Origin of the sequence: Alteromonas sp. 76-1, from assembly GCF_900654235.1 — a bacterium.
GTDB lineage: Bacteria > Pseudomonadota > Gammaproteobacteria > Enterobacterales > Alteromonadaceae > Alteromonas > Alteromonas naphthalenivorans.
The window spans coordinates 66,957-78,609 of sequence record NZ_LR136958.1 but is presented as its reverse complement, the minus strand read 5'-3'; the positions used below and the strand labels follow the sequence as shown (position 1 = coordinate 78,609).

The window sequence follows — 11,653 nt, the reverse complement described above, 5'->3', positions numbered from 1 at the left end:
TGAACCTAGAACCAGTACATCAGTTGTACAGACCACATACGCCAGTGTTCCTGCGAATGTTCTCTTATACTAGGGTCGAGTAAGCTTACCACTCTTGCGGCTCCGTCAACCCAATGATGCTCGGCCTGTAAACGCCATCTAGGCGAGATATCCCACCTTGCCCCAACGGTCACTGTATCCATATAACCAAAGTAAGAAGGAACAAGGCCACCAGAGCTTATTTCTAGAGCTTCCCCATTCGGATCATTGTCGTTGTTCACATAGGTGTCGTAGCCAATAAGGCCGCTAAAACGGTTGTTAAAAAGGTACCTAAATTGAACAAAACCGCCTTCACCTGTAAGCCTATCGACATAATTAGGCGCGAAGAGACCATTATATTCTTGCAATTCTCTCACTAGCTCGCTGCTAAACTGCCATTTTTCACTAAAGTATTGCATAGAGAACATGAACCTGCGGATGCTCGCACCGCCGTCTAAACGGCTATCCTCCTGTGCCGCAGTGTATCCAAAATCTGACTCAAGCCAGCTTACGCCTACCCTCCACGCCATTGTGGCAGGTTGCCAAAAAGCGCTGACTTGGTGCACGAAGTCTTGCTCTATACTCCCATTAGCATCGTCGCCTAGGAAGAAGTCTCTTTGAGCGTCATTCAATGGAGAATGACCGTAACTCCAATTTACTTCCCAAATGTTGTCTGTTGAGTACTTCTTAAATTTTGCCTGAAGCCCGTCACTCCCTAACGCGATATCACGAAAGCCATCAAAGTAGACTGATTGAGGCAGAACCGTAGTATCTCTCGTTTGAGGTACATCGCGAGTCACTGAATATAACCAGTGAGTATTTTTAAAGCGGCCAATATGCACTTGCGCCTGCCACCCAGCCAAATCGGGAATCGTCCAGTCGACAAACAGATAATCTAGCCTCGTGCCTTTTTCAAACCTATTTCCCGCATCAAGATAAACCACCTGCCCCGCTACTGATAAATTGCTATTCAAACGGTAATGACCGTTAATACCAAATTCCGACAACTCACCGGTAATATTATTATCTTCGGTGATAAAATTGCTATCAATTGACTGCGTTAGCCCTTGAGCTATGTATCCATGCCATGAAAACTTGGGTTCTTCTTGTGCCATGACTATTGAGCTAGTAGCTGTAAAAAATACAGCGCGTAAAAACCATACGAACACTTTATTATTCATTGTTCACGCACCTTAATAATTTTTTCATTTTTTACTTTGTCGATATCTGCATACCCTATAGTGCCTGCAGTACTCTCTATCATTTTAAGAAGGGCTTCTTGGGATGATACCCGTGTAGGTGTAACACCTTGACCGGAATACGTAAGTTGGTCCCAAAGCCGAGAGAGTTGGTAAGGAAACATTTGTAAGTTTTCACGACAAAATGCTTTGTGCAGCGTGTGAACATCCTCAAGAACAACAACGTGGATTTTTTCTCCGTTGCTCCAGTATTGTTTGTGGCCTGTAAATATTTGACGTAATTCTGATTGAGTCAGTGATGTGGTATCCACCGACGCATTAGCGACCACGACGGCCTGTTGTGCGAGAGCAACTGGACTACAAGCTAAAAATAGCATACTGAGCACCAGTGCTGAGTACTCTGAATTGCTAGTTAAAGCTCGTATTCGTTTCATCAATGCGAGCATAATCACCAAAGGGCGCTCTCCGTGTCTTAGAAAAATTGGCGCGTATAAGCTAAGTGTAGATAATGGTTAGAAGAAATTCCCAGAAATAGTGCGTATTCGTTAATGTATTAGTTAAACTAAGGCATTAATTTTTGAAAATACCGCATCTGTGGTAACACCTTCCATCAAGTTATCGCCCTTTGCGCGAATTCCCCAAGGTAATTGTTCCCACTTTTTTCCTTTTTGCTTTTCAATACACGAATCGTACACGGAGACCGTGTTATCTATGTTGTTATATGGCCCAGTGCGGATAGGGTTCGAATGAGCATATAATCCAATTACGGGCGTGCCTACTGTGGTAGCCATGTGAGCAGGACCGGTATCAGGCGCAAGCACTAAACTCGCATGCTTTAACAATACTAATAACTGGTGAAGACTAGTTTTGCCAGTAAAGTCCGCTTTGATAGTGGGTTTACACGCTAAAATAGCATTGGCAGTGGTTTTATCGAGGTCACCAGGACCGCCTACTAATATGACTGATTTACCTTTTTGTGATAAATAGTCAGCAGTTGCAGCGTACCTTTCTGGAAGCCAGTTACGTTCTGCTTTGCTAGCGGCAGGCGCAATTACTACATAGTCGCCTAATGCCTCAGCTTGGTTTTTACCCCAACGTTCATCTTCTTCGCTAACAGGAATATTCCATGATGGCGTATCGACTTTTGGCACGCCAAGCGCATCAGCAAAATCCATAAAGCCGTCGAGCACGTGAGAATGTTGACGTGGCGCGACTCGCTCGTTAGCGAATAACCAGTGTAGCTCTTTGCTTCTGGCCCAGTCGAAGCCAATTCTGCGCTTCGCCTTTATCACTCTAGAGGCTAGGTTCGCGCGCAAGGCAACTTGCATCATAAGCAGTGCGTCGAAGGTTTCACCTTTCACTGCATTTTTTAAGCTCTCAACGGCGGCTTTGCCTTGTTTTTTATCAAAAATGATAAAGCGCACATTCGGCATTAGCTTAACCAGCTGATACTCTACCTTGCCAATGACCCAAGTTAACTCAGCGTCCGGCCAATGGGTTTGAATACGTGTTACCATAGCGGCTGCATGGCAGACATCACCAATAGCAGATAGACGCATTAAGCAAATCTTTTTTCCCACAAATGCTCTCTCGTTGCTGAAATGCCGAAATAATTCATTAGAATGGTAAATTTTACCATAAGTAACGGACGTCATGGCGATAATACGACGAGACTTAGGTGCTGGGCATCACTTCTTATATAACGATGAACTCATGACTGAACCAAGCGTAGACATGTTCAGTCATGAATTTTGGCTATTCCAAAATAAAATTACCGGTGAGGCCAAAGGCCGTGGTACCACTGTTTTTATCGACCATGATGCTCAGCATTGGGTACTACGACATTTTAAACGTGGTGGATTGGTTGGAAAATGCTTAAGCGATCAGTATTTTTTTCTTGGTGTAGAGCGTTCTCGTCCATTTGAAGAGTTTCGCTTACTAACTAAAATGCGAAAGCATGGCCTGCGTGTACCTGTACCGGTTGGCGCTCACATCCACCGCCGTGGTTTTATTTATCGTGGAAATCTAATTACACAAAATATTCCTGCAAGCCAAGACTTGCATCATATGCTTACCCGAGAGCCCTTATCAAAAGATGATTGGTATGCGGTGGGCGAAGCTTTGGCTAAAATGCATGCCTGCCAAATTTATCATCACGATGCGAACATCAGAAATATTATGATGGATAATGAGCGTAATATTTGGTTGATAGATTTTGATCGCTGTCATGAACGTCGCGGACACCATTGGAAGAAAGATAACCTGTCCCGTTTGTTACGCTCGTTGAATAAAGAGAAAGGCTTGAATACCCAGTTTTACTGGACTCAAGATGACTGGCAGTATTGTTTAGCGGGCTATAGAAGCAGCTGAATTGCAATTGCATCTACCCATATTTATCGATACTGTTGCCCTACAACAATAAAGATTAGATTAACATGCATACACGAGCACTTTATCCAGGCACTTTTGATCCCATCACTAATGGGCACGCAGACCTGATAGAAAGGGCATCACAGCTTTTCTCTCATGTAATAGTTGGTATTGCCGCTAACCCCAACAAGCAACCCTTATTCACCCTTGATGAAAGAGTGGAAATGATTCGCAAGGTTACCGCCGATTTACCGAATGTAGAAGTGGTGGGTTTCACGGGCTTACTTGCAGATTTTGCCGATGAACAACAAGCTACCATTCTTATTCGCGGATTACGTGCGGTATCTGACTTCGAATATGAATTTCAGCTAGCCAACATGAATCGCCGTTTGAATCCCAAATTAGAAAGTGTGTTTTTGACACCAGCAGAAGAAAACTCTTTTATATCATCGACATTAGTAAAAGAAGTGGCGCTGCATCGGGGTAAAGTAGGTGGTTTTTGCCATCCGGTGGTCGATCAAGCATTGCAAGATAGACTGCGCCGCGAAGACTAAAACGCTTTAATAAAATTATTGTAAAACACACTGCGCTCAACATGCCTATTGAGCGCAGTGTGTTCTATCTAGCGTGTATTCTGACTAGCGCTGACACTGTTTACAAAAGAATGTATTTCGCTGGCCAATCACTTTACTTTGTATTTGCGTTTTGCATACCTCACACGGCTCCCCTTTTCTTCCATACACATTTAAATGCTGTGCAAAATAGCCTGGGTTACCATCGGTTTGCGCAAAATCTTTTAATGTAGTGCCGCCTTGTTCTATCGCTTTTGCTAAAACCTGCTTGATGATTTGCGTAAGGTTTTTATAGCGGGTGCTGCTGACTTTCCCCGCCTCTCTTCTTGGGTCGATACCCGCTAAAAATAAAGCTTCGTTGGCATAAATATTCCCTACGCCCACCACAACAGCATTATCCATGATGAAGTTTTTTACTGTACTTTTTTTGCCTCTAGAGAGCGTGAACAAACGCGTATCATCGAAATCGTCAGTTAATGGCTCTGGCCCAAGGTTAGCAAGTAATTTCAATGCTGCCCCTGGTGGTTGCCATAAGAAGGCCCCAAAACGCCTAGGGTCGTTAAAACGTAAGCATTTCCCCGTAGCCATCACGATATCCACATGATCGTGTTTCGCAACAGGTGTAGACGCATCAATAACTCGCAACTTACCCGACATACCTAAATGCAAAATAAGCGTGCCCGCTTCGGTTTCGATCATAAGATACTTTGCTCTACGCTTGACGGCTATCACCTTTTGACCGATAGCTAACGCCACATCCTCGGGAACAGGCCAACGCATTCTACGTTCGCGTACAATAATATTATCTATCGTTTCGTTTAACAGATAGGGGGAAACGCCTAAACGGCTTACTTCAACTTCTGGTAACTCAGGCATTTTCCCCTCCACCTTTGGGTGATCTAATTCGTTGTAATGAAGATTGGTCAAGCGTCATAGGTTACAGGTAGCAATGATTAGGCTAATACGCTTAATTAACTAGCCGGTTCACTAAGCCAAGGAAGAAGCGTATGCAGCTTAGTATTTTCAAGTGTGTACCAATCGCCATTGTACTTTACGGTAACCGGCTGCGTATTGTTATAAAACGCAAAGACATGGCCATTTGCTTGCCCTGCTAGCCAGATAACCACCACTATGGGTTCAATTGATTGAAATGCATCGTCTACCAAAGACGTGGTTTTAAGCTGGGCTGCTTGCCACGCTGCAATTTGATCCTGTGCTGATACTGGCAAGGCACCTTTAGAGGACACTTGACGCCACTGCTGCCCATTTCTCTCTAACTTGTTAGTGGCATGCTCTATCTTGAGTACATAAGCGTCAGGTGGCAGTAGCGGCCTTAATTCAGGAGCAGCACGTTTAGGAAGGAAGCTGTCTAAGTTAAATAGCGCAATCATGACTAACATGGCAACAATAACCACATTGTTCATCGCGCGTTGTGAGAGTCTTGCCACCAGCAATCCTATTTAACGAATATAGCATTTATGGTAATGCCTGAGACTGACATATTCCAGTGGCAATATTTTCATATGCTAAAAAGCAAAAAACCCAGCAAAGGCTGGGTTTTCGTGGAGACAAAAGCAAGTTTATTACTTGATTTTGGCCTCTTTGAACATAACGTGCTTACGTACAACAGGATCAAATTTTTTGATCTCCATTTTACCAGGCATGTTACGTTTGTTCTTATCAGTGGTGTAGAAGAAACCTGTACCTGCTGAAGAAACTAATTTAATTTTATCACGCATTGTAGGCTTCCTTAGATTTTCTCACCACGGGCACGGATGTCAGTTAGTACTGAATCGATACCATTTTTATCGATGATACGCATACCTTTAGCAGATAAACGTAGCTTAACGAAACGGTTTTCGCTCTCAACCCAAAAACGGTGAGAGTGAAGGTTTGGTAAAAAACGACGACGAGTCGCGTTTCTTGCGTGCGAACGGTTATTACCAACCGTAGGGCGCTTACCTGTTACTTGACATACTCTTGACATTGATTTGTCTCCAGAACAACGATAACTGTCGCGTCAATCGATTCCACCTATCAAAAGGTCACTGGATCAAATGACGTATTACTATAAATTAGAGGGCGCATTTTATACAGCAAACAGATCCCAATTTCAATAAGAAAAGGAAAAAAGCTCAATTTTTGTCACATTTTTAGTCAAAAATGACGATTATCTTTAAAAAGAGCTAAAAAATTACACTTAAGTGTAAAGTCATCGCGCTTTGAACTCTGTTACTGTTTTACGAACGCGCGCTATACTGCGTTAAACGCAGATTATACGCAATAAAAATAATAATAATTGACGGTGCGCCTGTTTAATAACTTTGCCGCCGCGATGTGGAAGCCTTCCAAATGCCAGGTAAAGTCCTCTTTGATGTGCAACACCTTTACTACCTTCCGCAATACATACCTGTGGCTCGTATACTGTTAAAAGCGGGTATTTTATGTGAGTTCGTCTTACATCAAGAACTTGGTTTAGATGCTTTGAAACAAGAAGTGATAGAGAAAGAACGTTTCCGATTTCAGTTTATTGCCAATAAAGCTGAAACGCTTTCTCTTTACAGTAAGAGTGACGCTGACTGGATTGTATTTGGAAATCGTCCCTATTTTAATGCTGACCAAAAAAAGCATATCACTGCTCGCCTTGCGCTTATGTTGCATGGCATCGGCCCTAAAGCTTGTTATTACGATGTCTCTGAATTTCCCTTCGATGTCAGGTTTGTTGAAGGAAAAAGCCGCCTTGAACGATTAGAAGAAATGTACCCTGATAGACATTTTATAAATTCAGGCTACGCAAAACTCGACCCAATATTTAATGAAACTGAAAAAACCATCGATTTGTCAACATTAGGGCTAGATTCAAAGAAGCCTACTGTGTTGTATGCGCCCACCTTTTTCCCATCAAGTATCGAGTGTTTCCCACCACATTGGCCTGAAACACTAAGCAACGTAAATATTATTGTTAAACCTCACTTTTTTAGCCTGACAAAACCTAAATACAAATATCAAAAACAAAGGGTTGAAGCTTGGAGCCGTTATGACAATGTTTACCTAGCTAATGCAAAAGACTTTGACCTACTGCCATTCATGCAGGTCTCAGATATTATGCTTTCTGATGCATCATCCGCTATTTTTGAATTTGCTTCTATCGATCGCCCCATCGTATGGTGCGACTTTTTTCATACACGCTGGAATTACTCAGGACTATTCAGTTTGAGATTAAAGAAACGACTCGATCCAGATATCGCCTTGTTTAACCAGCTATCACATCGCGCTAGCAATGCTTTTCAAGCGAATATGTTAATAGTAGAGTGTTTAAAACAACCGATGGAATTAAGCGCAAATCGCCAAAAAATTACACAAGAAATGGTAGGCATCACTGATGGTAAATGCAGTAACCGCATAGCCGAATATCTTACAACCCAATAACTTAAAACCTAATAATCAGGTGGCATTTTGAGACGCGTTATAACCTTCGGTACATTTGATGTACTGCACATTGGTCACATAAGAATACTTAAACGTGCTCGCGCAGAAGGCGACGTTCTTATAGTGGGTCTTTCTTCCGATGAGCTCAATTTGAGTAAAAAAGGGCGAAATCCTATTTATCCCTATCACAGTAGGGAAGAATTACTTGCATCCTTACGCTTTGTCGACAAAATTTTTACGGAAGAATCTTTAGAAAAGAAACGTGATTATATTATTCAACACAAAGCGGACGTGCTGGTGATGGGTGATGATTGGTACGGTAAATTTGATGAGTTTAAGGATATATGCGACGTGGTTTACCTGCCTCGAACGCCTTCTATTTCAACCACTGAAATTATTGAAATAATAAAAGAAAGCAGCGAGTAACGTGTTGTTAATATTATTAAAAAACACGTAAAAATAAGCTTTAGTTATGGCGGAAGTAAGCACGAAGCAATCGTTACCTCGTGCTTACCTTAGTAGTTAATCGTAAAACGGTGAGCGTACTGCCGTGGAATCGATAAGACGCACTGGACGTCTCAACACCTGACCACCATCACGAGAAATCGGCACCCATGGGAATGTTCCTCGACCTTTCGAAGGTTGCAGCAAGAATAAGTCTGAAGGAATTGAGATATAGAAGCCTTTGGTAAAGCTACCTTCCCCATATTCTTCAGATGAGACATCGGTGAAAGCCGCATAAGCACCTACAACAATCCCACTATCGAAACGTTTTGCGAAATCGATATTCACGCCTTTGTCTTTCGCTAAAAATTGCCCAGCGCTAACGGTTAATTGCGTACCTTTAAGCATTTCAGGTTGCCAATACACGCTGGCATGCCCAGTGATAGCGTCATAATCTAAGGTTGAATATTGGTTGTAAGGGTCTCGCTGCTGCACATAGTTTATGTCAAACCCATATGCCAAGCGGCTATCGACAGGGCGATATAAAATCTCACCACCAACACCTGCAAACATAGTTTCTAGATAGCCGGCGTATACCTGCCCAAATACGTTCTCACTGATATTGTCTTTATAGTGAATGAAAGCCGTATCCATACCCACTTTGTTCTCAGACACATACTCTCGTACCCGTGTTCTTACTCGCGGTAATGCAGTTTCTTCGTTATCAACCAAAAAGTTAAATTTATCAAAGTTATCTAATAAGGTTACTCGCGCACTGCCCATAACCGATAGCTTATTATTGAACGCATATCCTGCATTCAAAATTAAACCTGTTTGATATAAATAGAAGTCTTCAGGGTTTCCGAATGATTGCGTCCAGAAGAAGTTAGCGCTATAGAACAGCCCATGGGTGTTCGTAGGCTCATAATCGTCCATCAGCGCTTTGGAAGGTGCAGTTCGTTCATAAGACGTGGTGATGTCCGCATCTATCGACTCATACCGTGCTGCCGCAATAAACTGTTCAGCATCAATTGTGGTATCAACCATGGGTTGACCACCGCTATTTTCAACAATGTGATAGTTCGTCACTGAATCTGGAAGTTCTGAGGCAACAATACGCCCTATTCGCTCAATCGCTTCATCTTGGTCGCGGTACGCAAACTGAGTACCATAAAATACAGCTTTGTCTTCTTCAATGCTGGCATCAGAGAGGGCAAACCCTGCTGAGCGATATAACGTATTATATAACCGCGACTTATCGACCTTATCAATAGTGTCAGGTACTTGCCTAGCCATTAAGGTTTTGGGTGGTTTATCGTATTTAACTTGGCTTAAAGTATTCATGTTGAAGCGATACGTTACGCCAAAACCAAACGTATTTCCGCGCTGATAGTTCAGACTGAAATCAAAGTCTTTCCACCGATATAACGCGCCTACATTCCACCGAGAATCTTGCTCTAACTCGCCAGCCCTATCTAAGGAATAATCGTTACCTTCAAACTCAAGTTTAAGGGTTAATGGCTCCCAAGGTGTTTGATACTCGATACCACCAAAAAAGGCCGTTGTTCCCTTGAAGAACTGATCGTAATCAACTTTTCCGCCACGCCCAGAAAATCCTGCGGGACGATCACAGTAACTGTCTCTAAACTCACAAAGTGGGTTAGTGATATCGTCTGCCGTACCTAAGTAGCCCCATCCTAACCCTAAGTGAACATCAAAAGGCCCAAATGATTTACTGGCGTTAATGTATTCACTTTCAAAGAAACCTGTACCGCCAAAGTCGCGAAAACCAACGGAAATATCTGGCGTGTAGTAGCCTTCTTTCCACAACCTAAACTTTACATCTAAGCCTTTATCTTTAAGGGTTTGGTCGCCACTGAACGATTCAACATTACTATAAAACTGCGTGCGCACGTCGGTATAGCGAGCGGTAGCTTCCATCCAATCGAATAACTGTAGATTTACGGACCAAAAGCGATATTCACCGTTATCGGTATAATTGATTGCTAAGCCCCCTTCTTCACGCATACGCGCTGTAGGGGTTTGAATAAGCCCGTTTCCACCTTGCACCATTTGCGAAGGGGTCACCCGAAATTCGGTATCGACGATATCTGTATCAGCTAAGACGGGACAGGCTGATGCACTAATGATGAGTGCTAAAGATGTTTTCTTATAAGGAAAAGCGCTCATTGAGGAAGGATCCTATGTACTGCTAAATTTGCGATGCGGGTATTGAGTGCATCCAATGTTGAACTGAATATCTGCCCTGTAATGGGTACATAAATTTGGCTTCCTGGCATTAATTGTGAGTAATCAATATTCCAGTAAGCAATACCACGCTTCTCTACCTCGCCCGTTGGAGTAATCACGAAAACATGGCTTTTATCAGCGTCTGAGGCTTTAGTGACTGACTTTGCAGTAGAAAAAATAGAAAGATCATTACCATGTCTATAAGCACCAGGTTTAATAACTAACCCAGAAAAGTGCACAACTGACGGACGAGGACTAATACGAAGCAAATATCGCCCAGGTTGAAACATAGGATTTTCTTCAGCAATCAAACGCGCACGATTATAGGATATTGGCGTGATAACTCGCGTAGATACTGTCCATGAAGAGACCTGCTGATAAAGGTTTTCTAATGCGCGGTACGTATCACTGTTCGCATTGTAATCTTTCAACACCATACGAATTTCTGATAAAACAGCATCTTTCTCACGCTCAGCATAAGCGTCATTTAAATTGTATATGCCTGATGTTGGCCAATACCAATCACCAGATTCAGCCACAATGGATAACACACTGTTAAGTCTTATCGGCTGCGTAAACTCATAAGATTGCTTATTAATTATGATAGTCACTTGGGCAGATACAGAAGCGGTAAATAGTAAAAGCCAAAAACTCATTAGTAAGGTAACAAAAACTCTCATTTTATTTACTGCTCCTTACTTTTCATTAAACGTACTACTCGACTTAAATAGACCATGTCGTATACATCACCTTGTGGGCTAAACTTTTGCGTAGAAGCTAAAAGCTGTTTCGATTTTGCGTCAAGGTAGTAGGTATTTTCCCATTCCAAGTTGGTGTCGATATAAGGCGTAGTCTCTGGAAAAATAACACTTTCCGTTATTTTAGTGACCGTCAAAGTAGCACCTAGATAGGTTTGGCTTTCCTCACCGTGTACTCGCCATGTTGAGCTCACAGGCAGACCGAATCCTACATTTTCTAAATCAAGTTTTCTTTGCCACGAGTAGGCTAAAACATCATTGCTAGCCAAGGGGTTGTGCTTTAAATTTCCTGTATAATACAGTTCGCTATCTAGTCCTTCAGTACGAACAATCACGCCATGATGCATGGTGAAGATAACCTTATCACCTGATACCCAGCGGTATTTATCACCATCAATATAAGCAAGAGCAAGTGAAGCAGCATCACGCCCACCCGCTTTTATCTGTAATAAGTCTGCTTTGCTTGCCGCTATTTCATCTACTGTGTAGGAAACGGTGCGATCCTCTAGGGCAAGACTAACGGTTTTAATATAGGCATTAATAGTGGTGGAGCACCCTGAGACAAGAAGAGACAACAGGCTGATAGCAGTCAGTAAAAGGGATGTTTTCATTG

General features: G+C 42.6%; 14 protein-coding genes. 4 read left to right on the top strand and 10 right to left on the bottom strand.

Translation table 11 applies throughout. The annotated features are described in order from the left end of the window. Nucleotides 1-5: 5 nt before the first annotated feature. From ALT761_RS00340 to ALT761_RS00330, 3 genes are all read right to left on the bottom strand, one after another. Nucleotides 6-1,199: a hypothetical protein gene (locus tag ALT761_RS00340; protein WP_129735631.1), complete on the bottom strand. Its 1,194-nt coding sequence runs from the start codon at nucleotides 1,197-1,199 to the stop codon at nucleotides 6-8. Then, complete coding sequence (locus ALT761_RS00335) at nucleotides 1,196-1,651, bottom strand: substrate-binding domain-containing protein (protein WP_172602925.1); 456 nt, start codon at nucleotides 1,649-1,651, stop codon at nucleotides 1,196-1,198. Before ALT761_RS00335 ends, ALT761_RS00340 begins: the two co-directional genes overlap by 4 nt. A 123-nt stretch (nucleotides 1,652-1,774) precedes the next feature. Beyond that, entirely contained in the window at nucleotides 1,775-2,776 is a 1,002-nt protein-coding gene (locus tag ALT761_RS00330; RefSeq protein ID WP_129740529.1) for a glycosyltransferase family 9 protein, read from the bottom strand. Between the two features lie 94 nt (nucleotides 2,777-2,870). Between ALT761_RS00330 and ALT761_RS00325 the strand changes: the two genes are divergently transcribed. Together ALT761_RS00325 and coaD are read left to right on the top strand one after the other, a co-directional pair. After that, complete coding sequence (locus tag ALT761_RS00325) at nucleotides 2,871-3,587, top strand: 3-deoxy-D-manno-octulosonic acid kinase (RefSeq protein ID WP_129735629.1); 717 nt, start codon at nucleotides 2,871-2,873, stop codon at nucleotides 3,585-3,587. A gap of 65 nt (nucleotides 3,588-3,652) precedes the next feature. Beyond that, complete coding sequence (gene coaD / locus ALT761_RS00320; protein WP_013786145.1) at nucleotides 3,653-4,141, top strand: pantetheine-phosphate adenylyltransferase; 489 nt, start codon at nucleotides 3,653-3,655, stop codon at nucleotides 4,139-4,141. Between the two features lie 84 nt (nucleotides 4,142-4,225). Here the strand turns inward: coaD and mutM are convergent, their stop codons facing one another. From mutM to rpmB, 4 genes are all read right to left on the bottom strand, one after another. After that, a complete protein-coding gene (gene mutM / locus ALT761_RS00315; protein WP_129735628.1) occupies nucleotides 4,226-5,035 on the bottom strand; it encodes a bifunctional DNA-formamidopyrimidine glycosylase/DNA-(apurinic or apyrimidinic site) lyase in 810 nt (269 codons plus the stop codon). Nucleotides 5,036-5,130: 95 nt separating this feature from the next. Further along, nucleotides 5,131-5,607 (bottom strand): hypothetical protein, encoded by a 477-nt coding sequence (locus ALT761_RS00310; RefSeq protein ID WP_232043507.1) that lies wholly within the window; start codon nucleotides 5,605-5,607, stop codon nucleotides 5,131-5,133. 135 nt (nucleotides 5,608-5,742) lie between these two features. Continuing rightward, complete coding sequence (rpmG, locus tag ALT761_RS00305; protein WP_013786148.1) at nucleotides 5,743-5,898, bottom strand: 50S ribosomal protein L33; 156 nt, start codon at nucleotides 5,896-5,898, stop codon at nucleotides 5,743-5,745. An 11-nt stretch (nucleotides 5,899-5,909) separates the two neighbouring features. After that, complete coding sequence (rpmB, locus tag ALT761_RS00300) at nucleotides 5,910-6,146, bottom strand: 50S ribosomal protein L28 (RefSeq protein WP_013786149.1); 237 nt, start codon at nucleotides 6,144-6,146, stop codon at nucleotides 5,910-5,912. A 365-nt stretch (nucleotides 6,147-6,511) separates the two neighbouring features. On the opposite strand from rpmB, the gene ALT761_RS00295 reads away from it, so the two are divergent. Together ALT761_RS00295 and ALT761_RS00290 are read left to right on the top strand one after the other, a co-directional pair. Continuing rightward, nucleotides 6,512-7,588: a CDP-glycerol glycerophosphotransferase family protein gene (locus ALT761_RS00295; RefSeq protein WP_129735627.1), complete on the top strand. Its 1,077-nt coding sequence runs from the start codon at nucleotides 6,512-6,514 to the stop codon at nucleotides 7,586-7,588. A gap of 27 nt (nucleotides 7,589-7,615) precedes the next feature. Beyond that, the gene (locus tag ALT761_RS00290; RefSeq protein WP_013786151.1) at nucleotides 7,616-8,014 is read left to right on the top strand and encodes an adenylyltransferase/cytidyltransferase family protein; all 399 of its coding nucleotides are present in this window, start codon (nucleotides 7,616-7,618) and stop codon (nucleotides 8,012-8,014) included. A gap of 96 nt (nucleotides 8,015-8,110) precedes the next feature. Here ALT761_RS00290 and ALT761_RS00285 read toward each other — a convergent pair whose 3' ends face one another. The 3 genes from ALT761_RS00285 to ALT761_RS00275 are packed head-to-tail and all read right to left on the bottom strand — an operon-like array spanning nucleotide 8,111 to nucleotide 11,651. Then, nucleotides 8,111-10,222, bottom strand: coding sequence for a YjbH domain-containing protein (locus ALT761_RS00285; protein WP_129735626.1), 2,112 nt, complete (start codon nucleotides 10,220-10,222; stop codon nucleotides 8,111-8,113). Continuing rightward, nucleotides 10,219-10,962 carry a capsule biosynthesis GfcC family protein gene (locus tag ALT761_RS00280; RefSeq protein ID WP_129735625.1) on the bottom strand — a complete coding sequence of 248 codons (744 nt, stop codon included), beginning with the start codon at nucleotides 10,960-10,962 and terminating at the stop codon, nucleotides 10,219-10,221. Before ALT761_RS00280 ends, ALT761_RS00285 begins: the two co-directional genes overlap by 4 nt. Nucleotides 10,963-10,967: 5 nt before the next feature. Continuing rightward, on the bottom strand, nucleotides 10,968-11,651 hold the full coding sequence (locus ALT761_RS00275; protein WP_129735624.1) for a YjbF family lipoprotein: 684 nt from the start codon (nucleotides 11,649-11,651) through the stop codon (nucleotides 10,968-10,970). Nucleotides 11,652-11,653: the final 2 nt, after the last annotated feature.